Source organism: Sphingobium sp. BYY-5, assembly GCF_022758885.1.
Classification (GTDB): domain Bacteria; phylum Pseudomonadota; class Alphaproteobacteria; order Sphingomonadales; family Sphingomonadaceae; genus Sphingobium.
In genome coordinates, this window is record NZ_JALEBH010000001.1 from 1238091 (window position 1) to 1260832 (window position 22742).

The window sequence follows — 22742 nt, forward strand, 5'->3', positions numbered from 1 at the left end:
CATGGCCCGGCTGATCCTGTTCAACAAACCCTTCAATGTGCTGACCCAGTTCACCGACCGCAGCATCGGGGCAGAGCGCCAGACGCTTTCCAATTATATCGACGTGCCTGGCGTCTATCCGGCGGGACGGCTGGACCTCGACAGTGAGGGATTGCTGCTGCTGACCGACGACGGGCGGTTGCAGGCGCGCATCGCCGATCCGCGCTTCAAGACTCCCAAAACCTATCTCGTCCAGGTCGAAGGTGACGTGCAGGAAGACGCACTCGACCAGTTGCGCAAGGGCGTGATGCTGAAGGACGGCCCGACCCTGCCGGCCGGGGCGGAGCGGATCGACGACCCGGCGCTCTGGCCGCGCGATCCGCCGGTGCGCTTCCGCAAGACGGTGCCCGACTGCTGGCTGCAACTGACGATCCGCGAGGGCCGCAACCGGCAGGTGCGCCGGATGACGGCGGCGGTCGGCCACCCGACGCTGCGACTGGTACGCTGGCGTATCGGCGACTGGAGTATCGACGGCTTACAGCCGGGCGAATGGCGCGAGGTACAAGCCGCTTAAAGAATCGGGATCGCCTCTATCTCCGTTCGCCCTGAGCCTGTCGAAGGGCCTTACTTCACTTCAAGAAAGTACGGGGCTTCGACACGCTCAGCCTGAACGGTTTCTATGTATCGCGCATTGCTCTAGACTCTCCCCTTCCGTCGCGCCGGCGCTGTTTCGGGCAGGGCCAGCAGCACGGGCAGGGCGCACAGCGCTACCAGCGCGATCATTGCGCCGGGCGCCAGCGTCCAGCCGGTCCGCTCGATCAGCAGATGTGACAGCCAGGGCGTCAGGCCGCCGAACAGCGCGGTCGCGGTCGTCGCGCCCAGGGCCAGTCCGGTCAGCCGCCCCTCGCCGGGGAATTGCTCGGCGGTCGTGACCGCCCCTACCGCGCTGACCGCCCCGCCCAGGCAGGCGAGGATGACGGCGCCGAACAAAGCTGTCCCATGCCCCTGCATCATCATCAGGAACATCGGGATCGGCAGGCCGACGCCCAGCATGCTCAGCAGCACCAGCACCGGCCTGCGCCCGATGCGATCCGCCAGCAGGCCCGTGACGGGCGTAACCAGGATCACCGCCAGCGCCGCCGCCGTCGACAGCCACAGCGCCGCGCCCTCGTCCATGGAACCCGTCCCGGTCAGAAAGCTCGGCACATAGGTGATGCCGACATAATAGGTGATCGACCCCAGCGCCGATATGGCGAAACCGCGTCCGATCGCCGCGCGATGATGGCGCAAACTCGCGCGCAGCGGATGACGCGGCACGCTGTCCATCGCCTGCTGGCGGATGAAGTCGGGCGATTCCTCCATGGTCGACCGCGCAAGCAATATCAGCCCCGCCATCCCCGCGCCGACGAAGAAGGGAATACGCCACCCCCATGATTCCAGACTGGCATTGTCGAGCGAGGCGACGGTCAGCGCCGCGATGCCGGCCGCCAGCAGCGCACCCACTTCGCTGGCAGCCGAGGCGAGCGAGGTGACGAAGCCGCGGCGCGGCGCGCTTGCCCCTTCCATCAGATAGGCGACGACACCGGTATATTCGCCTCCAACCGAGAAGGCCATCAGGCAGCGCAGCGCCAGCAGCATCCATCCCGCCGCCGGTCCCGCCTGCGCATGGGTGGGAAGCAGCGCCGTCGCCAGCATGGCGGCGGTCATCATCCCCATCGACAGCAACATGGTCAGGCGGCGACCATGGCGATCCCCGATATGACCGAAGACGATCGCGCCCAGCGGCCGCATGGCATAGGCGAGGGCGAATCCCGCCAACGCCTCCCCCAAACCCGCTGCACCGCCGCCGAAAAAGATACGCGACAGCAGCGTCGCCAGATAGAGATAGAGGGTGAAATCATACCATTCGACGATGGTGGAGAAGGTCGCCACGGCCAGCGATCGCTTGGACATATGACTGGCCTGCATCGACGCGCCCCTTTCTGATTTCTATCCGCTATCGTGCGGAGAAAGCCGGAAAAGGGCAAATGTTTCGCTTATCTCCGCATATGCGGTGTGAAGATGGCCGGATCGACCTCCAGCATCGGCACGCTGTCCTCATGCCGATCGGGCAGCGCAACGCTTCGTCCGCGCGCGGGGCCAATGCTTACCACCGTGCTGCCGGGATCGCTCACCACCAGCGGGTCGAGCTTGAGCGCGGCGGTGAGCCGCGCCTGCGTCACCTCGACCTGGGTGCCGATCTTCGTCAGCATGAAGAGCTGGCGCGCGAAGGCATAGGGCAGGCGAATGCAGCCATGGCTGGCCGGATAGCCCGGATTATGCCCGGCATGCAGCGCGATCCCGTCCCAGGTCAGCCGCTGCATGAAGGGCATGGGCGCGTTGCTGTACAGGTTGGACCGGTGCCATTGCCGCTTTTGCAGGATCGGATATTCGCCGACCGGGGTGCGATGCCCCTTCATGCCGGTCGATACGCTCGCCACGCCGATCAGCCGGTCGCCGCTATAGACATGGACCCGCTGTTTCTCGATGCTGATGACCATGTAGAGCGGGCCGCCACCCGCCCCGTCCTCCAGCCAGCGAAAGCCGCCCGGCACCGGCGCTATCTCCGCCTCGGCCCTCACCTGCGTCGGCAGGACCAGGACGAGAAGGAGCGCCAACAGGGAACACAAAGGCTTATACATAAGCCTTTCTTAACCATGATCTGCACCAGTGCCAGCCTGTCCGCAAAGCCCCCGCAGCAATGGTCCCGGCTTGGGACAGGTGCAAATCCCTGCGCCTGGCGCCGACCGACATTCAAGTTGAAGCGAAAGCCTCATTCCCATTTTCAGCGTCATGCCGGACTTGATCCGGCATCCAGGACGACAAAGGGTGGCACCTTCGACTCTGGATGCCGGATCAAGTCCGGCATGACGGCTCAGGAAGCGCCTGAAACGGAGAATGTCGACCCGCCCTAGATCAGGGTGAGTTGCGCTACCGGCGCGAAGCTGCGGCGGTGAAGCGGTGTCGGGCCATGTTCGCGCAGCGCAGCGAGATGTTTCGCGCTGCCATAGCCCTTGTTACTCTCCCACCCATAGTGCGGATGGTCGGCTGCCGCCGCGATCATCATCCGGTCGCGCTCCTCCTTGGCGAGGATGGACGCGGCCGCGATCGACAGGCATTTGGCGTCGCCCTCCACGATCGCGGTAGAAGCCCAGCGCCATTTGGGGCAACGATTGCCGTCGACCAGCACATGGGCGCAGTCATGGGCCAGCGCCTCGACCGCGCGGGTCATCGCCAGCATCGTTGCCCAGAGGATGTTGATTTCGTCAATCTCCTCGACGCTCGCCATGCCTATGGCCCAGCACAAGGCGCGGGCCTTGATCTCGCCCTCCAGCACAGCGCGTTTCTTCGCGCTTAGCTGCTTGGAATCGTTGAGACCATCGGGGCAATCCTCCGCGCGCAAGATGACGGCGGCGGCGACCACCGGCCCGGCCAGCGGTCCCCTGCCCGCTTCGTCAACCCCGGCGACCAGACCGGGATGATGCAGCAATTCGTGGGAGAAATCAGGCATAAGCGTGGAACCCGAAGGGCGCGCCCATCGGGCCATGACCAGCGCCAAAGCCGGGCGCCAGCCTCAGCGCTTCACGCACATATTTGCGCCCGCGCTCTATCGCTTCGATCAGGTCCAGCCCCTGCCCCAGCCCCGTCGCTATGGCGCTGGCCAAGGTGCAACCCGTGCCATGGGTATGCGGCGTGTCGATGCGCATGTTGCTCCATGCCTTGAGTACGCCTGTTGGCGCCAGCAACCGATCCGTCAGCATTGGACCTTCGCCATGGCCACCCTTGGCAAGGATGTGGGTGCCAAAACGAACGGCAATCTCTTCACCGCCCAGCGCCGCCAGTTCCGGAATATTGGGCGTCACCAACGTGGCGATCGCCATCAGCTTTTCGAACGCCGCGACGGTAGCATCATCCGCCAGCATCGATCCGCTGGTCGCGACCATGACGGGATCGAAGACGATCGGAATTTCTCTCTGCCCGTCATCCCCGCGCTGCCGGGTATGCATCTCCCTGTCTTGCATCGCGTCGAGCGGTTGAGAGAGGGTTCCCCGCTTTCGCGGGAATGACGAGGAAAGAAAATCGGCGACGGCGTTTGCCGTTTCCGCGGAGCCGATCATGCCGATCTTCACCGCGTCGACGCCGATATCGCTGATGCAGCTTTCCATCTGCGCCAGCACCATGTCGGCCGGGATCGGATGCACGCCCTGCACACCCAGCGTATTCTGCGCTGTAATCGCGGTGATGGCGGTCATGCCGAAGCCGCCCAGCAGGATCACGGTCTTCAGGTCCGCCTGAATACCCGCGCCGCCCCCACTGTCGGAACCGGCGATGATGAGGATGCGTGCAGGGGTCATGGCTGGTATTTGCGCTCCGTCGAGGCGGGATGACGCTTGAGCGCATCACCGACGCGGGCGGGCCGGTCCATGAGTTCCCCGCCGCAATTGGGGCAACGATCGTCCAGCGCCTCGGCACAAGGCGCGCAGAAGCTGCATTCGAAGGAACAGATGAACGCGCCGGGTTCGTCGGCCGGCAGATCGACGCCGCAGCGTTCGCAATCGGGGCGCATTTCAAGCATAGGATACCTTCAACATATCGTCAGGACGACGGAAGAAGAGCGATTCACGCCGCCGCCTTCTCCACGGCGGCGCAGATACGCTCCACCACATCGCGCACCTGATCCTCGCGGTCGCCTTCGGCCATGACGCGGATCACCGGTTCGGTGCCGGACGGGCGGATGACCAGACGGCCGGAGCCGTTCAACTCCGCCTCGGCCTGCGCGATGACACGCTTCACCTCGTCATGCTCCAGCGGCTTGCCGCCCGTGAACCGGACATTCTTGAGCAGTTGCGGCACCGGGTCGAACTGGTGCAGCGTCTCGCTCGCCGGCTTGCCCGACCGAACCAGCGCAGCCAGCACCTGAAGCGCGGCGACCGTGCCGTCGCCGGTGGTGGCATAGTCGCTCAGGATCATGTGCCCGGACTGCTCGCCACCGACATTGAAGCCACCTTCGCGCATCCGTTCCAGCACATAGCGGTCCCCGACCTTGGTGCGTTCAAGAGCGATCCCCTTGTCCGACAGGAAGCGTTCAAGACCCAGGTTCGACATGATCGTCGCCACCAACCCGCCGCCGCGCAACGTGCCTTCGCGCGCGAAATTGCCCGCGATCAGCGCCATGATCTGGTCGCCGTCGACGATCTTGCCATGTTCGTCCACCACGATCAGCCGGTCGGCATCGCCATCCAGCGCGATACCGATGTCCGCGCCGGAGGAAACCACGGTTTCCTGCAACAGCAGCGGCGCGGTGGACCCGCAGCCATCATTGATGTTGGTGCCGTTGGGGGTGACGCCGACGGCGACGACGGTGGCACCCAGTTCCCACAAGGCGGAAGGCGCGACTTGATAGGCGGCGCCATTGGCGCAATCGACCACGATCTTGAGGCCGTCCAGGCGCAGGTCGGCGGGAAAGCTGGATTTAACCGCATGGATGTAGCGGCCGCGCGCATCCTCGACCCGGCGGGCGCGGCCGATATCCTTGGACGCGGCCAGCGGAATATCCTGCCCCAGCAGCGCCTCGATCTTCAGCTCATCCTCATCTGACAGCTTGTAGCCGTCCGGACCAAACAGCTTGATGCCATTATCATAATAGGGATTGTGACTGGCCGAGATCATGACGCCCAAATCGGCACGCATCGAATGAGCGAGCAAAGCCACGGCCGGCGTCGGGATCGGGCCGAACTGCACAACGTCCATGCCCACCGCCGTAAAACCGGCGACCAGCGCATTTTCGACCATATAGCCCGACAGGCGGGTATCCTTGCCGATCACGACGCGATGGCGGTGGCTGCCGCGCTGGAAATGGGCGCCGGCGGCCATGCCGACCTTCATCGCCAGTTCCGCCGTCATCGGCCATTGGTTGGTACGTCCGCGAATGCCGTCGGTGCCGAAATATTGCCTGCTCACATGTCCCTCGCCGCTTTTGGGCCGGAAGAGTCTAACGTTATAGGCCCATAGCAATCTTTGATCGACATGCCACCCGTCCGCCTGCCCATGGGACAGAAATGCAAAAGGCCCCGCTCCCTTCGGAGCGAGGCCCTTTGCATCGCGGTAAAGACCGTCAGAGCTTGTCGCCGAGCGCCCCCTTGATCGATCCGGCGACGTCCTGCGCGGTGCCCTTGGCCTTTTGCACCTTGCCTTCGGCTTCCAGCTTCGGATCGTCATTATGGCGGCCCACGGCTTCCTTGATGCTGCCGGCGACCTTGTTACCCGCCGCTTTCATCTTGTCGGTCAGTTCACCCATGAATCATCTCCTGTGGTTGCAGTTACAGGGTCAACAAACCGCCAGCCGCAAAGGTTGCCGTCAAAACGCAGGCGCAATGATAATTCAGGGCTTGATGCCGAAGCGGGCATAGGTCGCGTCGATCCGGGGGTCGATCCGCCGCGCCACGGCCAGATCCACATCGCCGTCCGCCGCCCGCCCCAGCCTGTGGAGTACGACACCACGCATGAAAAGACTCTCTTCCTGTCCCGGCACCTCGGTGATCACGCCGTCCAGATCGCGAAGCGCATCATCATATTTGCCCAGGCGGAACCAGACCATGGCGCGGCTGTCGAGCGTCGCGATGGTCGATCTGCTTAGTTCGATCGCCCGCGTGCAATCGCCGATCGCGCTGTCCAGCATTATGTTGCGCGTCCCCTTGATCCAGCAGCGCTCGTTCAACAGCGTCGGCAAGCCTGGCTTTTCCGCAATATGTGCATCGAGCAGTTCCACGGCCTGGGTTGCATCGCCATAGGTGCCCAACAGGCTCGCCTTCAGGCTGCGATAGGCGTCGCGCGTCTCGCCGCCGATGGTGATGCGCTGGTCGACCATCGTCACCGCTTCGTTGATCTTCCCGCTTTCGGCCAGATAGGTGGCAACTGCACTGATGGCGTCGAAGGAGGAAGGGTCGAACTGGCGCGCCTTACGGGCATCGGCCAGGGCGCCAGCCAAATCGCCTTGTTTAAAGCGCATCCCGGCCCGCTGGAGGTGGAGTCCAAGGTCCGGTGCAATGCCGATCGCCTTGTCGATATCCCCCAGCGCATTTTTATAGTCGCCGATGGCCCAGCGGAAACTGGCGCGGCTGCTATAGCCCGTTGCTTCGTCGGGATCTTCAGCGATCGCCTTGGTGAAAGCGGCCTCGCCGCGCTTCACCTGCGGCCATTGCGCGACCTGACTGGCGGGCATGTCCCAGTAAAAGATCGGCTTGGCCGGCGCAATCAGGCGAGGTGCCAACGCCACGGCCGTCGCCAGCCGGTCACGCTCGTCAGGCACCTGCACCGCCGGTATTTCCGTGCCGGTCGTATCGACCCGCTCGTCAATGTCCAGCAACCCGCCATTCAGTTGCACGCTGCGCCGAACATCATAACCCGCGATCGTCTGCCGGATGGACTGGTCACCTTCCAGCGTATAGCCCTTACCGCCGTCGGGCAGACGCAGTTTGAGCCGGTAGCGCATCCCGGCCGGCGCAGGATTGGCGACCGGAATGTCCGACCAGACCGGTTTGCCGCGATCGGGCGAAAACTGGATACTATCCACGGCCCGCCCGATTGCGCGACGATAGCGATTATCGGAAAGACGCCAGGGCGTCGTCGTGATGCCATGCGCCTTCAATGTCACGGTGGCGGACGCCTTATCCACGGCCGCGCTCACATCGCTGAACTGCGACGTACCGATCTGTTGCGTGAAAAAGCCACGCACCATGTCCGTACGCTGCTTGGCATCAAGTTGCCCCAGCGTCACGTTAATCATCGCCGCCATCGGCCCGCGCAGAACCGCCGTCGCATCGAACACGCTGGGCAGCTTGACGCTGCCACTCTCATCGGCATCGATCAGGATATCGATCATCGGCCGGGCATTGGGGTGGGTCTGGATCAGCATCAGGTCAGCGCCCGCGCTACGCACCGGGAGCACCGACCCGAAAGCCGGCGTGTCATCCAGATCGTCGATCCGCGTCCCGCTGCCCGTACCGTCCAGCCACAACGGCTTGCCGTCGATCACCGCACGGACGAGCACATGGTTGAAGGCCGCGACACTGGGCAGCCGACTGGACACGAAATCCCCCGCCGTCGCGCTGGCCAGCACCGGCTCCGCCTCGATCCCGATCCCCCGCAGCAGCGCCAGCAACAGCAGCGTCTTCGCCTTGCAGTCACCATAGCGCAGCGTCCAGGTCTGCGCCGGGGTTTGCGGCGTATAATTGCCGCCATCCATGCCGATCGCCAGATAGCGGATATGGTCCTGAACCAGTTGCAGCGCCGCTGCGGCCCGGTCGCGCGGCGACCCCGGCAACGCCTTGAGCCTGGCCAATTCGGTAGCCAGCGGACTATCCGGAGCGATCAGCCCCTCAGTGGCGTACAGCGGTGACATCGTTTTGGACACGTCCGCCCAGGAGGCGAAGGTGGACAGTTCGAACAATGGCGGATGGCGATAACGCAACGGCGCATCGTCGGGCATTTCCGGCTGCTTGACGAGCGGCAGAGCTATGGTGAGTTCGCTAAAGCCGCCCTTCTTCTGTTGCTTGACCGGCGCATCCTTCGCCAGCAATCGCCATTTCATGCCGCTGCGTTCGTCCCACTGGACCCGGAAGCGCCCCTGCCCGATCCGCAACGGCGCGGCAAAGAGCGGGGCACCTCCCTGAACATGCCCGGCCAGCGCCGCGTCCTTCAACGTCGTGGAGTAGCGCACGCGGACGATATCGCCCACCTGCACACCCTCCACCGCCATGGTCGCGGTCAAGATACCGGTTATCTCGCGCGCCTCCAGATTCTCCTCGCGGCGCAGCACGGAGAAGGTCTTGCCCGACGCCAGCACATCGATCACCTGATCGCCGCGCAGGATCGACAGTTCATGGATGATGAGGTCGCCCTTGTCCGGCGCCCAGGGCAGCGTCATCGACGACAATTGTCCCAGCGCCTCGGCCGATCCGGCGCGCGTGGCGAAATCGACATAGCTCCATAGCCGACCCTGCTCGATCCGCTGCTGACTGTCGAACAATATCATCATGGGCGGCTCGCCCTCAAAGGTCGTCAGCTTGGGCACCGAAGCCTTCTCGACCCAGGCAGGAGCGGGTTGATAGAGCGGCAACTCACCCGCGTGCGCCTGCACACCGGCCATCAACGCGGCCGGCGCCGCCATCCACCATGAATGTCGCATATTCCCCGAAAATCCCCCAAAAACACCTATTGGCCGCAAAACTATTGCATCGGAGAGCCACACTCAAGGGCACGCGCAGGACAAAAGAAAAAGGGGCCGGAAACCGGCCCCTTCTCCAAAAATTCGCGTGTCGCGAAGCCTATTAGCGCTTCGAGAACTGGAAGCTGCGGCGGGCCTTCGCCTTGCCGTACTTCTTACGCTCGACGACGCGGCTATCGCGGGTCAGGAAGCCTTCGGCCTTGACCGCGCTGCGCAGCGCCGGCTCATATTTCGACAGAGCCTGGGCGATGCCGTGCTTGACCGCACCGGCCTGACCCGACAGACCGCCGCCCTTGACGGTGGCGATCACGTCATACTGACCTTCACGCTCAGTGACGCCGAACGGCTGGTTGATGACCAGACGCAAGGTCGGACGGGCAAAATAGATTTCCTGATCGCGGCCATTGACCGTGATCTTGCCGGTGCCGGGCTTTACCCAGACGCGGGCAACGGCGTCCTTGCGGCGGCCGGTGGCGTAGGCGCGGCCGAGACCGTCGATTTCCTGGGCGCGCAGCGGAGCCGAAGGCTGAACCGGAGCGGAGACGACAGGTGCGTCGACGGCAACATCCGAAACCGGGGCAGCAACCGGGGCGACGGCGGCTTCAGCGGCGATCGCCGCGAGGTCGGACAGGGACTGGCGGTTATCGGTCATTATGCACCCACCTTGTTCTTGCGGTTGCGCGACGCGAAGTCGAGCACTTCGGGGTTCTGGGCTTCATGGGCGTGTTCGGCGCCGGCGAAAATGCGCAGGTTGCGCATCTGCTGGCGGCCCAGCGGACCACGGGGGATCATGCGCTCGACGGCCTTTTCCAGGACGCGCTCAGGGAAACGGCCTTCCAGAATCTTCTGGGGAGTGGTTTCCTTGATGCCGCCGGCATAGCCGGTGTGCTTGTAATAGACCTTGTCGGTCAGCTTGCGGCCAGTGAACTTGACCTTGCCCGCATTGATGATGATGACATTGTCACCGCAATCGACGTGGGGCGTGAAGCTGGTCTTGTGCTTGCCGCGCAGGATATTCGCTACGGTCGAAGCGAGACGACCGACGACGAGACCTTCCGCGTCGATCAGTATCCACTTCTTTTCGACCGTTGCCGGGGTCGCCGGCTTGGTGGTCTTCATCAGCGCCTTCATGGTGCTTATGCTCCAGAATGAAAAAAGAAACCGGACACCCTTGCGGACACCCGGAAGTGAGGCGCTAATGACGATGGAGGCGCAAGAAGTCAAGAGATGCGCGGCTTTCCTGACGGGTAAAATAATACCTGCGCATCATTCAAGCACTTCGAGTGCACTCCCCAACCGCATCACACACTCCTCGTCATTGCGAGCGCAGCGAAGCAATCCAATGGCGCTTTCATGGATTGCTTCGCTGCGCTCGCAATGACGAAGTCAGTCAGACCGCGCTCAACCCCGCGTCCGCCAGCCCGCGCCAGAGGTGGAGCGCCTGTACGCTTTCCTGTACGTCATGGACGCGCACCATCTGCGCGCCGAGCTGCGCCGCACGGAAGGCCAGCGCCACCGACCCACCCAGGCGCTGGGCTGCGGGCGCTTCATTGGAGAGGGCGCCGATCAGACGCTTGCGGCTACCCGCGAAGAGCAGAGGCACGCCCAGCGCCTGGAAGGCCGCAAGGCCGTTCACCAGCGCCAGATTGTCGGCCAGGCTCTTGCCAAAGCCCAGACCCGGATCGACCATGATCTTCTCCCGCGCGATGCCCGCGTCGATGCAGGCCGCGATCCGCGCCTCCAGATGGTCGTAGACGTCGGCGACTACATCGCCATAGCCCGCCGGGTTGTCATGCGGGTCGTCCCCGGCCGAGGGCGCGTGCATAAGGATGACCGGGCAGCCCGCTGCGACAGCCACGTCCATGGCGCGCGGGTCGTGCCGAAGCGCGCTGACGTCATTGATGATATGAGCACCGGCGGTCAGCGCCGCCTCCATCACTGCGGCCTTGCGCGTGTCCACCGACATGGCGACGCCCGATCCCGCGAGCCGCTCCACCACCGGCACGATGCGGGCGATCTCATCCCCCTCCCACAGGCGGGGCGCCTTCGGCCGGGTGGATTCGCCGCCGATATCGATCAGCGCTGCACCGGCGGCGGCCATGGCGAACCCCGCATCGGCAGCACCTTGAGGATCGTCCATATGCCTGCCGCCGTCGGAAAAGCTGTCGGGCGTGATGTTGAGGATCGCCATCACCTGCGGCGCATCGAAACGGATCGTCCGGTCGCCCAGCGTCAGCGGCGGTCGCTGCGCGGAGATGTTGGCGGCAAGCGTCTGCGCGCGCTGCGCCAGCGTATCGGGCAAGGTGGAAATGGCATCGGCAAAATCCGCGACCGGGATCGTCACCCGCGCGATCCGCCGCGCGCCGCTCAGCACGGTCAGCTCATAGGCCTGGAACCAGATCAGCCCATTGCCCATCCGCGCCGCCGCGCCATCGGCCAAACCGATCGGGCTTGGTACGAACCAGACCGGCTTGAGATAGAGGCGCGCGTCGGCGGGGATGCTCGGAGAAATCATTTCTAATCCCGTTCGCCCTGAGCCTGTCGAAGGGCTTTTCTTTCTTAAAGAAAAGGAAGGGGCTTCGACAAGCTCAGCCCGAACGGTGTTAAGCTCCTATTTCACGGCTCGTTCGCGAGCAGATAGGTCTGGCGCAGCGCATCGATGGGCTTCAGGCCCCCTTCCGCCTCATAATGCCAGAAGGTCCAGCCGTTGCAGCTCGGTGCGCCCTGCAAAGTCGCGCCCATCTTGTGGATGGAACCGGTGTCGGCGCCCACTGCCAACGATCCATCCGCGCGCACCTGCGCCTGCCAGCGGCGCTTGGTGTCGGTCAGAATCGCGCCGGGCTTGAGATAGCCCGTCTCGACCAGAGTGCCGAAGGCGACCTTGGGCTGGCTCCTGGCGCTCTGCATGATGGTGAGCGCGGATTCATCGAGCGGCAGCGCGTCGGCGATACGCTCTAGCGCGACCTCGATATAGCTTTCCTCGCGCTCGATGCCGATCCACTTGCGCCCCAGACGCTTGGCGACCGCGCCGGTGGTGCCGGTGCCGAAGAAGGGATCAAGCACCACGTCGCCCGGCTTGGTGCAGGACAGCATCACGCGATAGAGCAGGGATTCCGGCTTCTGGGTCGGATGCGCCTTGGTGCCGTTGCGTTTGAGGCGCTCCTGCCCACCGCAGATCGGCAGCACCCAGTCGGAGCGCATCTGCAACTCATCGTTGAGCGTCTTCATCGCCTTGTAGTTGAAGGTGTATTTCGCATCCTCGCCCTGGCTGGCCCAGATCAGCGTCTCATGCGCGTTGGTGAAGCGCGTGCCCTTGAAATTGGGCATCGGGTTCGCCTTGCGCCAGATGATGTCGTTGAGGATCCAGAAGCCTTCATCCTGCAACGCCGTGCCGACGCGGAAGATATTGTGATAGCTGCCGATCACCCAGATGCTGCCATTGGGCTTCAGGACGCGGCGTGCCTCCCGCAGCCACGCCTTGGTGAAGCGGTCATAGGCGCCCAGCGTGTCGAACTTGTCCCAGTCATTATCGACGGCATCGACGCGCCCGCCCTCCGGGCGAAACAGGTCGCCGCCCAGTTGGAGATTATAGGGTGGGTCGGCGAAGATCATGTCGATGCAATTGTCGGGCAGCGACGCCATCTGCGCGATGCAGTCGCCACGCAGCAGGGTGTCGACGGGGGTTTTGGCAGCCTCGATCTCGACCGATGCAATCGCCTTCTTCCGCCGCGGCGGTGCGACGCGCGTCATGACACCCATATTTGCTGAACCCCCTTCTGTCTTGAGAACCACCGAATGAGTCCAACGAGGCCTGTCGTCAAGGGCATGGGACTCGCGGAGCTAGCGCGAGTCGCGGGGTATGAAAGGGAGAACGAAAGGTGGACCCACAAGATGTTGAGTCAGCGGAGTCGGCATGGACTCAAGATGGGGCAGTGTGACTCAAAAGACTCAGCCTTCCGGAGCAACGCACTTTTTTTTGGTTAACTCCGTTGAAAGCCGTTTCGGCGCAGCGAGGCTTGCTCCATTCATAACCATCTGGTTATGACACAACCATGGCGAACATATTACAAGATGATTGCAGCCCCGGCATCGACGCGCAGTTCAAGGCCTTGTCGGACGGCACCCGGCGCGCCCTGCTGGAACATCTGGTACGCGAAGGCGAACAGAGCGTCCATGCCCTGACGGCAGTGTCGGGCGTATCGCAACCGATGGTGTCGCGCCACCTTGGCAAGCTCAAGCGGGCAAAGCTCGTGACCGCCCGACGCGCAGGCCGCGAAACCTACTATGCCGCCCGCGCCAAGGGGCTGGCGCCGGTCGTGCAGTGGATGGCGGTCTATGGCGCGCTCTGGTCGCAACGCTTTACCGAACTGGAAGGGATGGAGGCATGAAGCGGACCATCGCCCCTTTCCTCTTGGCATTGTGTCTGACAGCGCCGGCACCGGCGCAGGAGGACATGGCGGCGCAACGGGCCGCCAGACGGCTCGGCCTGCCGGTTGAGGCGGTTCATACCACGCCTGCCACATGGAATGGCCGCGCGGTCGTCTTCGCCGACTATCTGACCGGGAAGGAAGGCGAAGAGGAACGACAACTGGTGATGCTGTCCGGATCGATGAACAACGCGCCCGTCAGCGTCACCGTGGGCGAACAGGAAGGCGGCGTACCCGAGGTCGCCGCCATCGGTTTCGCTAATGCGGACAGCGACGCGGCGAAGGAACTGATCGTCATCCTCACCTGGGAAATCCGCCATTATGATGTCAGCGGCACGCTTTACGATGTGCGCATCCTGGACGACTGGAAGGATGGCCAGAACGCCCTTGTGCCAGTGAAGGCAGCCGAGCAATTGTTCGAACGTTATGATTGCGACTGCGGCTGGCGTGACGGATCGTCAGAAACCGCCGAGGTCAAAACGATCACAGCGGTGAAGCAGGTCCTGAAACGCGCGGGCTATTGAAAAGGGCCGAAACGCATAGCGCTCGGCCCTCACAAAAACCGTCATTCCCGCGAAAGCGGGAATGACGAACGTGATTAACCTCAGATCATCGCCATGCCGCCATTGACGTGCAGCGTCTGGCCATTGACGTAACCGGCCTCCTTACTCGCCAGATAGACGACCGCCGCGCCGATATCGTCACCGTCGCCCAGATCGCCCGCCGGTATCTTCGCCAGGATCGATCCCTTCTGCGTATCATTCAGCGCATCGGTCATGGCCGAACGGATGAAGCCGGGCGCGACGCAGTTGACGGTGATGCCACGACTGGCCAGTTCCTGACCCAGCGACTTGGACATGCCGATGATACCCGCCTTCGACGCGCAATAATTGGCCTGCCCCGGATTGCCGGTTACGCCTACGACCGAGGTGATGGAGATGATGCGGCCGAAGCGCGCCTTCATCATCGGCTTGGCGGCGGCGCGGACAAGGCGGAAGGCTGCTTCCAGATTGACCGAGATAACCTGTGACCATTCCTCATCCTTCATGCGCAGGATCAGGTTGTCGCGGGTGATGCCCGCATTGTTGACGAGGATGTCCAGCTTGCCGCCCAGTGCTTCCACCGCCTGCGGCACCAGCGCATCGACCGACGCCGGGTCGGAGAGGTTGCAGACCAGCGTCTTGTGATCCCCACCCAGTTCCGCGGCGAACGCCTTCAGCTTCTCCTCATTGCTGCCCGACAGAGCCAGCGTCGCGCCCTGCGCGGCGAGCGCCCTGGCGATGGCGGAGCCGATACCGCCCGAAGCGCCAGTCACCAGCGCGGTCATTCCTGTGAGGTCGAACATGTCAGTCTCCTTTGAAATGGGGAGTGCGGCGGTCGAAGAAGGCTGTGATCGCCTCATCATGATCCGCCGTCGCATGGGCCAGCGCCTGCATCGCGCCGGCCATGTCCAATATATGGGCCAGTTCGGCCGTCTGCGCCGCGCGCAGCAGTCGCTTGGTCATCCGCGTCGCATGGGGCGGGTTGGCGGCGATCGCATCCGCCCGCAACCGTGCAACCGCCAGCAAGTCTTCATCGGGCACGACATCACCGACCAGCTCGATCGCCAGCGCCTCGGCCGCATCGATCGTCCGCCCGGTCAGCGACAGGTCCGCTGCCCTCGACATGCCGATGATCCGCGGCAGCAACCAGGCGCCGCCATCGCCCGACACCAGGCCCAGCTTGACGAAACTTTCGGCAAAGCGCGCCGATTGCGCCGCGATCCGCAGGTCGCACATGCAGGCCAGATCCAACCCCGCGCCGATCGCCGGGCCGTTGATCGCAGCGATCACCGGCAGTTCGATCGCCTGGAACAGCAACGGCAGGCGCTGGATGCCCGCGCGATAGTTGCGCCGCGTCTGCGCCGGCAGCCCAGCACGCAGACCGCCCGCGTCGGGCCGCATCGCATTCAGGTCGCCACCAGAGGAAAAGGCGCTGCCCGCCCCCGTCAGGATGGCGACATGGATGGAGATATCGCGGTCCGCCGCCTCGAATATATCGCACAGCGCATCGACCATCGCCGGATCGGAAATCGGATTCCGCCTGTCCGGCTGGTTGAGCGTGACCGTCAGGACAGCCCCGTCGCGTTGCGTGAGAACGGGTGAGATGGCGCCCACATCGCCCATGTCACATATCTCCCAGCGCGGCCTCGATATCGTCCATCGTCACGATGCTGCGCACAGTGGCGTCCGGCGCGATGCGCTTGACCATCGGGCCAAGCACCTTGCCGCCGACTTCCACGAAATCGGTAACGCCCGTGTCCCACATCGCCGCCACGGATTCGCGCCAGCGGACGCGGCCCGTCACCTGTTCGACCAGGCGCGCCTTGATCTCTTCCGGATCGGCGATCGGCGCGGCGAGGACATTGGCATAGACCGGCAGCAGCGGCGCGGTGATGGCCGCCTTGGCCAGCGCTTCCGCCATCGCTTCGGCAGCGGGCTGCATCAGCGGGCAGTGGAAGGGCGCCGATACCGGCAACAGCACGCCACGCTTGATGCCATGATCCTTGACCAGCGCGACCGCGCGCTCGATCGCGCCCCTGTGGCCGGAAATCACGACCTGGCTGGGATCATTGTCATTGGCGACGGTGCAGACTTCGCCTTCCGCAGCAGCGTCGGCCAGCGCCTGCGCCTTTTCGATGTCCGCGCCCAGCAGCGCCGCCATCGCGCCTTCGCCCACCGGTACGGCCGCCTGCATCGCACGCCCGCGCAGTTTGAGCAGGCGTGCGGTGGTGCCGATATCGAATGCCTCGACCGCGCAGAGCGCGCTATATTCGCCAAGGCTGTGACCGGCGACATAATCGCCCTTCTCGGCCAGCGAAAAGCCGCCTTCCCTCTGCATCACGCGCAGCGTGGCGATGGCGTTGGCCATGATTGCCGGCTGCGCGTTTTCAGTAAGGGTCAAGTCGCTGTCCGGCCCCTCCACCATGATGCGGAATAAATTTTGCGACAGCGCGTCGTCAACTTCCTGAAACAACTCTCTGGCCGCTGGACTGGCGTCAGCCAACAGCTTGCCCATGCCCACCGACTGGCTGCCCTGTCCCGGAAAAAGAAATGCCCGCATCATCCACCTTCCAAACCACAGCGCTTTCAAAAAGCGCTGATATCCAATATCGTTACACTTTGAGACATAAATGTCATTGAGACGTACATAACCCTGCGGCAGTCAGGACATGGATGCCCACCATCCCGCCAGGAAACGGCGTGTGGCGGCCCCTTTAACGATGACGGAGTGCAAGGAAAAGGTGCGATATCGCATATCCTGGATCAGCGGAACGTCGCTGCTGCTGTCCGCCTGCGCCGCCGGTCCCGATTATCACGCCCCGCAAACGGCAGCATTGGGCGTTCCCGCCACCTATAGCCAAGGCGATAGCGCAGCACTGAGCGATGCGGAACTCGCCCAATGGTGGACGCGCCTTAACGACCCGACGCTCAGCAGCCTGATCGACAGCGCCATCACGAACAATCTGGATATCGTTCAGGCCCAGGCCCGCCTTCGTCAGGCGCGCGAAAGCCTGCGCCAGGCCAATGCAAGCTTCCTGCCGCAGATCAGCGGTTCCGGCAGCGGCGGCAAGAATTATAGCAGCCAGGATGCCGGAGGCCGCCTGGACAGCAGCGGCAATCCCATCAGCGGCGGCGGCAAAAACTGGTCCAGCAGCTATTCGCTCCGGGCCAATGCAAGCTGGCAGCTCGACCTGTTCGGCGAACTGTCCCGATCGGCCGAAGCCGCGCGCGCGGACCTTGCCAGTTCAGGCTATGACCTCGCCAATGTGCGGATGACGATCATTTCCGAACTCGTCACCAACTATGTCCAGGCGCGGCTGGCGCAGGAGCAGTTGCGCGTCACGCGCGAAACGCAGGCGATCCAGCAGGACAATTATCAGATCGCAAGCTGGCGGCTGCAGGCGGGCCTCGTTTCCTCGCTGGATGAGCAACAGGCCAAGGCCCAACTCGCCCAGACCAACGCCAGCATCCCGCAGCTCGAAGCCAGCCTGAGGGGCAGCCTCAACCGTATCGCCGTGCTGACCGGGCAGGCGCCGGGCGAAGCGACCCGCGCACTGGAGGCGCCCGCCCCCATCCCGGCCGCCGCGACGCAGATCGCAACCGGCATCCCCGCCGACACGCTGCGCCAGCGGCCCGACGTGCGGAGCGCCGAACGCGCGCTGGCCGCCGCCACCGCGCGGATCGGCGTGGCGCAGGCGCAACTCTATCCCTCGCTCGGCATCAGCGGCAACATCGGCACCACGTCCAACGCCTTCAAGGATATGTTCGACCTGATTACCGGCGGCGTCTTCGCCAATGTCGCACAGACCATATTCGATGGCGGTCGCCTGCAATCGCAGGTCCGTTCGCAAAAGGCGGCGGCGGACGGCGCCTTCGCCGCCTACAAGCAGAGCGTGCTGGGCGCGCTGGAGGATGTCGAGAATGCGATGGCGTCACTCAGCAGCGCCCGCGCGCGCAAGGCCGAGTTCGCCACCGCCTATGAGGCGTCGAACAACGCCGCGATCCTGGCGCGCAGCCAGTATCAGGTCGGCCTTATCGATTTCCAGACGCTGTCCAGCAGCGAAAACACCCTTTTGACCGCGCGCAACAGCCTGGCTTCCGCGCAATCCGATGAGGTTCTGGCCATTGCCCAGCTCTATAATGCGCTGGGCGGCGGCTGGCAGAGCATGGAAAACCGCCCCGATGAGCAATGATGTGACCAAAGATCCGGATCTGGACGATTTCCTTGGCGTCAAGCCACAGAAGCCATGGCGCAAATGGGTAATCCGGGGCGGCATCGGCGTTGCGTTGCTGATCCTGGTGCTGCTCGTCGCCCGCTGCTTTTCGAACGACGACAAGCCTAACTATGCGACACGCGAAGTGCGGCAGGGCGACCTGACGGTCAGCGTCTCCGCCACCGGCAACCTTAAACCCATCAATCAGGTCGATGTCGGTTCAGAACAGTCGGGCAAGATCACGGCGGTCTATGTCGACGTCAACGATCGCGTGACCAAGGGCCAGAAGCTGGCCGAACTCGATACACGCCGCCTGGTCGACACGGTGAACCAGACCCAGGCGCAGGTTGCATCCTCGCAAGCCAGCGTCGAACAGGCGCAGGCGCAGGTCGCGCTGGCCAAGGCGACGCTCGACCGGCAGGAAAATGTCTTCAAACTGTCAGGCGGCCGCGTGCCGGCGAAGACCGAACTGGATTCAGCGCGCGCCAATTATCAGAGCGCGCTCGCCACGCTCCGCTCCAGTCAGGCGCAGGTGCACGTGTCGCAGGCCGGGCTTTCCACCGCCCAGACCAACCTGTCGATCGCGCAGATCGTGTCGCCGGTGAACGGCGTCGTCCTGTCGCGCGATATCGAACCGGGTCAGACGGTCGCGGCATCCCTCAACGCGCCGGTCCTCTTCACCCTGGCGGAAGACCTGACGCAGATGGAGGTCGAAGTGTCGGTGGACGAAGCCGATGTCGGCCAGGTGAAGGAAGGCCAGACCGCCAATTTCGCTGTCGACGCCTTCCCCGGCCGCACTTTCCCGGCAAAGGTCACGCGGGTCAATGTCGGGTCGAACAGCAGTTCCAGCAGCTCCTCTTCCTCCTCGACCAGCAGCACGACCAGCAGTTCGACGGGCACGGTGGTCGCTTATACCGCGGTGCTTTCGGTCGACAACAAGGACGAGACATTGCGCCCCGGCATGACCGCGACGGCGGATATCGTGACGCAGGAACTGCATGACGTGCTGCTCGTCCCCAACAGCGCGCTGCGCTTCAAGCCCAGCACCCAGTCGCAGGGCGGCGGCATCACCAGCGTCCTGCCCGGCCCCGGCCGGCTGCGGCGCGGCGGCGCCAACCGCCAGGTGAGCTTCGGCGCGGGCAGCAGCCAGACCGTCTATATCGTGGGCGAGGATGGGAATCCCAAGGCGGTGCAGGTGACAGTGGGCGCCAGCGACGGGTCGCGCACGGTCATCACCAGCGGCGACCTGAAGGCTGGGGCGCGCGTCATCACTGGCCAGTTGGCGAAGGGTCAGCAGGCCCCGGCCGAAGATCAAAAGGCCGATAGCAGCGATACCAGAACCGGCGACCGCCAGCGCAATCCGTCAACCGACGGCAGCCCGGCGAGCGTCGGCAAGCTCGGCAATTCGGGCGACGCCCCGCCCGAAACCGCCCCGGTCGCACCGACCAACGGCCAATCCATCCCGGCGCAGACGCGCGGCACCGGCCGCCAGAGTGGAACCTGACGCAGATGGCTCCCGCTCCATCCGGCGCGCCCATCATTACCCTGCGCGGCGTGACCAAGGTCTATGGCGAGGGACCGACCGCCTTCCAGGCGCTCAAGGGCATCGACCTCGACATCACGCAGGGAGATTTCGTCGCAGTCATGGGGCCGTCCGGTTCGGGCAAGTCGACGACGATGAACATTCTCGGCTGCCTGGACGTGCCCTCCGACGGCGAATTTCTGTTCAAGGGCCACCATGTCGAGCGGCTCGACCGCGACCAGCGCGCACTGCTGCGCCGCCGCTATCTCGGCTTTGTGTTCCAGGGCTTCAACCTGTTGTCACGCACCACCGCGCTGGAAAATGTCGAACTCCCCCTGCTGTATCGCGGCGAGGACAAGAAGCTGCGCTACGACATGGGCATGGCTGCGCTCGACAAGGTGGGCCTCAAGGAGTGGTGGGACCACACCCCCGCAGAGCTTTCCGGCGGCCAGCAGCAGCGTGTCGCCATCGCCCGTGCCATCGTCACCCAGCCCGACGTGCTGCTGGCGGACGAACCGACCGGCAATCTCGATTCCGAACGGTCGGTGGAGATCATGGAATTGCTGACCGACCTCAACCGCAACAGCGGCATCACCGTGCTTATGGTCACGCACGAACCCGACATGGCCGCCTTTGCGCGCACCATCGTCCATTTCAAGGACGGACTGGTCGAGCGGATCGAGGAAAGGGTGAAGGCGTGAAAAGGAATCAAGCCCCCATTTGCCCCAGCAGGCAGTCGAAAGGTTCAGCCCGAACGGAGTTGGGGTTTGCACATTCATGCTAGGCACCACCATCATCCTCGCCTTTCGTGCGATCAACCGGCACAAGCTGCGCAGCTTCCTCACGACCCTGGGCATCATCATCGGCGTGGCCGCTGTCGTCACCATGGTGACGCTGGGCAATGGCGCCACGGCGGCGGTGCGCGAACAGATTAGTTCACTGGGCGCCAATGTGCTGCAACTTCGCCCCGGCCAGGGCTTCGGCCGCGGCGGCGGCGGTCCGCGCCCGCCCGACTTCAAGCCGCAGGATCTGACCGCGATCGAGAACCAGTTGACCGGCGTGCGCGCCGTGGCGCCCATCGTGCAGTCGAGCGGCACCGCCATCTATGAAGGCAATAACTGGTCGACCACCGTCTATGGCACCACCTCTGCCTATTCGGAGGTCCAGCAGTGGAAGGTGGTGGACGGCCGCCTGTTCCTGCCCGATGAGGAAGAAGCGGGCAAATCCGTCTGCATCATCGGTAATACGGTGCGCACCAACCTCTTCCAGGGGGCCGAGCCGGTGGGCCAGCGGATGCGGATCAAGGGCGTGTCCTGCCAGGTGATCGGCATATTGGCGACACGCGGCCAGGGCGGCTTCGGCGACCAGGACGATGTCGTCGTCATGCCGATCAAATTCGTGCAGCGCCGCTTCACTGGCGACCGCGACATCAGCCAGATCATGGTCGCGGTGGATGACGCCTATGACACCAGCACTGTCCAGGCGAGCCTGGAGGAACTGATGCGCGAACGGCGCAAGATCAAGCCGGGCACGGAGGATAATTTCAATGTCTTCGACACCAAGCAGATCAGCGACACGTTGACCGGCACCACCACCATATTGACGCAGATCGTCGGCGCGGTGGCGGCCATCTCGCTGCTGGTGGGCGGCATCGGCATCATGAACATCATGCTGGTATCAGTGACGGAACGCACGCGCGAGATCGGCATCCGCCTCGCCATCGGCGCGGTCGCGCGCGAAGTGCTGATGCAGTTTCTGGTGGAGGCGATCGTCCTGTCCTGCCTGGGCGGCCTCATCGGCCTGTTCCTCGCCCTGATCTCCTCGCTCGTGATCGCCCCGCTGATGCAGGTGCCCTTTCTCTTCGACCCGAAGGTGAATGTGATCGCTTTCCTCTTCTCCGCCGCAATCGGGGTGGTGTTCGGCTATTTCCCGGCGCGCCGCGCCGCCGCGCTCAACCCGATCGACGCGCTGCGGCATGAATAGGCCGATACGCTTTCCCACAATTGGCGGACACAGGGGCGCAAGGCCGCGACGATCTGCCCCAAAGACCTACGCGGCATGAACAGCTTCATTAGCCTGCTCGGTACGCTGGCGCTCCTACTTCTGGCTGGCGGGGGTATCGGCCTTGCCGATCGGCGTGGCTTTTCGTTGCGCTGGCTGTTGGTCGCCGCAGCGCTCGTGGCCTGCAATGATGCATTGCTGACCCGCTTCTATCATCTCGCCCCTAATCTCATCCCCGGCGCCCATTGGAACTGGCAGGGCAAGATACTCGCCATCGCTCTTACCCTCCTGATTGCGGCGCTGCCCGCCTTCGGCTGGCGACGCATCGGGCTTACGCTGAAGCAGGCGCGCGGCAGCATGATCGCTACGCTGCCGGTGGTCCTGATCTACTGCTCGTTCTTCACGCTGCTCGCACTTTATTTTCCCGATGATCCCAGCGGCGTGGAGGAAGTCGCTTTCCAACTGACCATGCCGGGTCTGGAGGAAGAACCCTTTTACCGCGGTATCCTGCTGTTCGCGCTCGACCGCGCCTTTACCCGCCGGGTCCGCTTTCTGGGCGTCGATTGGGGCTGGGGGGCGCTCCTCTCCTGCGCGCTATTCGGCCTGGCCCATGGCTTTGGCTATGCCGACGGCCATTTCAGCATTGATCCCATAGTAATGGCACTGACTGCCTTGCCTTCCTTGCTGGCGGTATGGCTGCGCTTGCGCACCCGAAGCCTGATGATGCCGATCCTGCTGCACAATTTCGGCAACGTCATCTCATTGCTATTCTGACGCGGCATTATGAACAGC

At 63.9% G+C, this 22742-nt stretch carries 23 protein-coding genes; 8 read left to right on the plus strand and 15 right to left on the minus strand.

Annotation, left to right across the window (positions count from 1 at the left end):
• Position 1 precedes the first annotated feature (1 nt).
• Positions 2–553 (plus strand): rRNA large subunit pseudouridine synthase E, encoded by a 552-nt coding sequence (locus MOK15_RS05830; protein WP_242932645.1) that lies wholly within the window; start codon positions 2–4, stop codon positions 551–553.
• Between the two features lie 122 nt (positions 554–675).
• Here MOK15_RS05830 and MOK15_RS05835 read toward each other — a convergent pair whose 3' ends face one another.
• The 12 genes from MOK15_RS05835 to MOK15_RS05890 all read right to left on the minus strand — a co-directional run bounded on the left by MOK15_RS05835 (position 676) and on the right by MOK15_RS05890 (position 13003).
• Positions 676–1947, minus strand: coding sequence for an MFS transporter (locus MOK15_RS05835; protein ID WP_242930734.1), 1272 nt, complete (start codon positions 1945–1947; stop codon positions 676–678).
• 68 nt (positions 1948–2015) lie between these two features.
• Complete coding sequence (locus MOK15_RS05840; RefSeq protein WP_242930735.1) at positions 2016–2660, minus strand: L,D-transpeptidase family protein; 645 nt, start codon at positions 2658–2660, stop codon at positions 2016–2018.
• Positions 2661–2929: 269 nt separating this feature from the next.
• Positions 2930–3529: a ribonuclease HII gene (locus tag MOK15_RS05845; protein WP_242930736.1), complete on the minus strand. Its 600-nt coding sequence runs from the start codon at positions 3527–3529 to the stop codon at positions 2930–2932.
• Positions 3522–4373: a bifunctional hydroxymethylpyrimidine kinase/phosphomethylpyrimidine kinase gene (locus MOK15_RS05850; protein ID WP_242930737.1), complete on the minus strand. Its 852-nt coding sequence runs from the start codon at positions 4371–4373 to the stop codon at positions 3522–3524. Before MOK15_RS05850 ends, MOK15_RS05845 begins: the two co-directional genes overlap by 8 nt.
• On the minus strand, positions 4370–4594 hold the full coding sequence (locus tag MOK15_RS05855; protein ID WP_242930738.1) for a DUF1272 domain-containing protein: 225 nt from the start codon (positions 4592–4594) through the stop codon (positions 4370–4372). The genes MOK15_RS05850 and MOK15_RS05855 overlap by 4 nt, the downstream gene beginning before the upstream one ends.
• Positions 4595–4638: 44 nt before the next feature.
• On the minus strand, positions 4639–5979 hold the full coding sequence (gene glmM / locus MOK15_RS05860) for a phosphoglucosamine mutase (protein ID WP_242930739.1): 1341 nt from the start codon (positions 5977–5979) through the stop codon (positions 4639–4641).
• 154 nt (positions 5980–6133) lie between these two features.
• Positions 6134–6316, minus strand: coding sequence for a CsbD family protein (locus MOK15_RS05865; RefSeq protein ID WP_242930740.1), 183 nt, complete (start codon positions 6314–6316; stop codon positions 6134–6136).
• A gap of 84 nt (positions 6317–6400) precedes the next feature.
• Positions 6401–9187, minus strand: a complete 2787-nt coding sequence (locus MOK15_RS05870; RefSeq protein WP_242930741.1) for a DUF3857 domain-containing transglutaminase family protein — start codon at positions 9185–9187, stop codon at positions 6401–6403.
• 160 nt (positions 9188–9347) lie between these two features.
• Positions 9348–9896, minus strand: a complete 549-nt coding sequence (rpsI, locus tag MOK15_RS05875) for a 30S ribosomal protein S9 (RefSeq protein ID WP_242930742.1) — start codon at positions 9894–9896, stop codon at positions 9348–9350.
• The gene (rplM, locus tag MOK15_RS05880) at positions 9896–10375 is read right to left on the minus strand and encodes a 50S ribosomal protein L13 (protein WP_084438944.1); all 480 of its coding nucleotides are present in this window, start codon (positions 10373–10375) and stop codon (positions 9896–9898) included. The genes rpsI and rplM overlap by 1 nt, the downstream gene beginning before the upstream one ends.
• A 259-nt stretch (positions 10376–10634) precedes the next feature.
• A complete protein-coding gene (gene folP, locus MOK15_RS05885) occupies positions 10635–11759 on the minus strand; it encodes a dihydropteroate synthase (protein ID WP_242930743.1) in 1125 nt (374 codons plus the stop codon).
• 101 nt (positions 11760–11860) lie between these two features.
• Positions 11861–13003 carry a site-specific DNA-methyltransferase gene (locus MOK15_RS05890; RefSeq protein ID WP_278254121.1) on the minus strand — a complete coding sequence of 381 codons (1143 nt, stop codon included), beginning with the start codon at positions 13001–13003 and terminating at the stop codon, positions 11861–11863.
• Between the two features lie 293 nt (positions 13004–13296).
• Between MOK15_RS05890 and MOK15_RS05895 the strand changes: the two genes are divergently transcribed.
• The gene (locus MOK15_RS05895) at positions 13297–13632 is read left to right on the plus strand and encodes a metalloregulator ArsR/SmtB family transcription factor (protein ID WP_242930744.1); all 336 of its coding nucleotides are present in this window, start codon (positions 13297–13299) and stop codon (positions 13630–13632) included.
• Positions 13629–14195 (plus strand): hypothetical protein, encoded by a 567-nt coding sequence (locus MOK15_RS05900; protein WP_242930745.1) that lies wholly within the window; start codon positions 13629–13631, stop codon positions 14193–14195. Before MOK15_RS05895 ends, MOK15_RS05900 begins: the two co-directional genes overlap by 4 nt.
• A gap of 80 nt (positions 14196–14275) precedes the next feature.
• Here the strand turns inward: MOK15_RS05900 and fabG are convergent, their stop codons facing one another.
• Genes fabG through fabD form a run of 3 tightly spaced genes read right to left on the minus strand, consistent with a single transcriptional unit; the run spans position 14276 to position 16773 of the window.
• The gene (fabG, locus tag MOK15_RS05905; RefSeq protein ID WP_242930746.1) at positions 14276–15016 is read right to left on the minus strand and encodes a 3-oxoacyl-[acyl-carrier-protein] reductase; all 741 of its coding nucleotides are present in this window, start codon (positions 15014–15016) and stop codon (positions 14276–14278) included.
• A gap of 1 nt (position 15017) precedes the next feature.
• A complete protein-coding gene (locus tag MOK15_RS05910) occupies positions 15018–15836 on the minus strand; it encodes a crotonase/enoyl-CoA hydratase family protein (protein ID WP_242930747.1) in 819 nt (272 codons plus the stop codon).
• Between the two features lies 1 nt (position 15837).
• Complete coding sequence (gene fabD / locus MOK15_RS05915) at positions 15838–16773, minus strand: ACP S-malonyltransferase (protein WP_242932647.1); 936 nt, start codon at positions 16771–16773, stop codon at positions 15838–15840.
• 160 nt (positions 16774–16933) lie between these two features.
• Between fabD and MOK15_RS05920 the strand changes: the two genes are divergently transcribed.
• The 5 genes from MOK15_RS05920 to MOK15_RS05940 all read left to right on the plus strand — a co-directional run bounded on the left by MOK15_RS05920 (position 16934) and on the right by MOK15_RS05940 (position 22724).
• Complete coding sequence (locus MOK15_RS05920) at positions 16934–18406, plus strand: efflux transporter outer membrane subunit (protein WP_242930748.1); 1473 nt, start codon at positions 16934–16936, stop codon at positions 18404–18406.
• Positions 18396–19931, plus strand: coding sequence for an efflux RND transporter periplasmic adaptor subunit (locus tag MOK15_RS05925; RefSeq protein WP_242930749.1), 1536 nt, complete (start codon positions 18396–18398; stop codon positions 19929–19931). The genes MOK15_RS05920 and MOK15_RS05925 overlap by 11 nt, the downstream gene beginning before the upstream one ends.
• Before the next feature lie 5 nt (positions 19932–19936).
• Entirely contained in the window at positions 19937–20650 is a 714-nt protein-coding gene (locus MOK15_RS05930; RefSeq protein ID WP_242930750.1) for an ABC transporter ATP-binding protein, read from the plus strand.
• 76 nt (positions 20651–20726) lie between these two features.
• Positions 20727–21932: an ABC transporter permease gene (locus MOK15_RS05935; RefSeq protein WP_242930751.1), complete on the plus strand. Its 1206-nt coding sequence runs from the start codon at positions 20727–20729 to the stop codon at positions 21930–21932.
• A 75-nt stretch (positions 21933–22007) separates the two neighbouring features.
• Positions 22008–22724, plus strand: coding sequence for a CPBP family intramembrane glutamic endopeptidase (locus tag MOK15_RS05940; RefSeq protein WP_242930752.1), 717 nt, complete (start codon positions 22008–22010; stop codon positions 22722–22724).
• The last annotated feature ends 18 nt before the right edge of the window (positions 22725–22742 follow it).

Bases quoted from the DNA above. Each gene is read 5' to 3' on its own strand.
- fabG (WP_242930746.1), bottom strand. From the start codon at position 15,016: ATGTTCGACCTCACAGGAATGACCGCGCTGGTGACTGGCGCTTCGGGC.
- MOK15_RS05855 (WP_242930738.1), bottom strand. From the start codon at position 4,594: ATGCTTGAAATGCGCCCCGATTGCGAACGCTGCGGCGTCGATCTGCCG.
- MOK15_RS05890 (WP_278254121.1), bottom strand. From the start codon at position 13,003: ATGGGTGTCATGACGCGCGTCGCACCGCCGCGGCGGAAGAAGGCGATT.
- MOK15_RS05865 (WP_242930740.1), bottom strand. From the start codon at position 6,316: ATGGGTGAACTGACCGACAAGATGAAAGCGGCGGGTAACAAGGTCGCC.
- MOK15_RS05840 (WP_242930735.1), bottom strand. From the start codon at position 2,660: ATGTATAAGCCTTTGTGTTCCCTGTTGGCGCTCCTTCTCGTCCTGGTC.
- MOK15_RS05845 (WP_242930736.1), bottom strand. From the start codon at position 3,529: ATGCCTGATTTCTCCCACGAATTGCTGCATCATCCCGGTCTGGTCGCC.
- MOK15_RS05935 (WP_242930751.1), top strand. From the start codon at position 20,727: ATGCTAGGCACCACCATCATCCTCGCCTTTCGTGCGATCAACCGGCAC.
- rpsI (WP_242930742.1), bottom strand. From the start codon at position 9,896: ATGACCGATAACCGCCAGTCCCTGTCCGACCTCGCGGCGATCGCCGCT.
- MOK15_RS05930 (WP_242930750.1), top strand. From the start codon at position 19,937: ATGGCTCCCGCTCCATCCGGCGCGCCCATCATTACCCTGCGCGGCGTG.
- MOK15_RS05925 (WP_242930749.1), top strand. From the start codon at position 18,396: ATGAGCAATGATGTGACCAAAGATCCGGATCTGGACGATTTCCTTGGC.
- MOK15_RS05920 (WP_242930748.1), top strand. From the start codon at position 16,934: ATGACGGAGTGCAAGGAAAAGGTGCGATATCGCATATCCTGGATCAGC.
- MOK15_RS05850 (WP_242930737.1), bottom strand. From the start codon at position 4,373: ATGACCCCTGCACGCATCCTCATCATCGCCGGTTCCGACAGTGGGGGC.
- MOK15_RS05910 (WP_242930747.1), bottom strand. From the start codon at position 15,836: ATGGGCGATGTGGGCGCCATCTCACCCGTTCTCACGCAACGCGACGGG.
- MOK15_RS05835 (WP_242930734.1), bottom strand. From the start codon at position 1,947: ATGCAGGCCAGTCATATGTCCAAGCGATCGCTGGCCGTGGCGACCTTC.
- MOK15_RS05870 (WP_242930741.1), bottom strand. From the start codon at position 9,187: ATGGCGGCGCCGGCCGCGTTGATGGCCGGTGTGCAGGCGCACGCGGGT.
- MOK15_RS05900 (WP_242930745.1), top strand. From the start codon at position 13,629: ATGAAGCGGACCATCGCCCCTTTCCTCTTGGCATTGTGTCTGACAGCG.
- rplM (WP_084438944.1), bottom strand. From the start codon at position 10,375: ATGAAGGCGCTGATGAAGACCACCAAGCCGGCGACCCCGGCAACGGTC.
- MOK15_RS05830 (WP_242932645.1), top strand. From the start codon at position 2: ATGGCCCGGCTGATCCTGTTCAACAAACCCTTCAATGTGCTGACCCAG.
- MOK15_RS05895 (WP_242930744.1), top strand. From the start codon at position 13,297: ATGGCGAACATATTACAAGATGATTGCAGCCCCGGCATCGACGCGCAG.
- fabD (WP_242932647.1), bottom strand. From the start codon at position 16,773: ATGCGGGCATTTCTTTTTCCGGGACAGGGCAGCCAGTCGGTGGGCATG.
- MOK15_RS05940 (WP_242930752.1), top strand. From the start codon at position 22,008: ATGAACAGCTTCATTAGCCTGCTCGGTACGCTGGCGCTCCTACTTCTG.
- folP (WP_242930743.1), bottom strand. From the start codon at position 11,759: ATGATTTCTCCGAGCATCCCCGCCGACGCGCGCCTCTATCTCAAGCCG.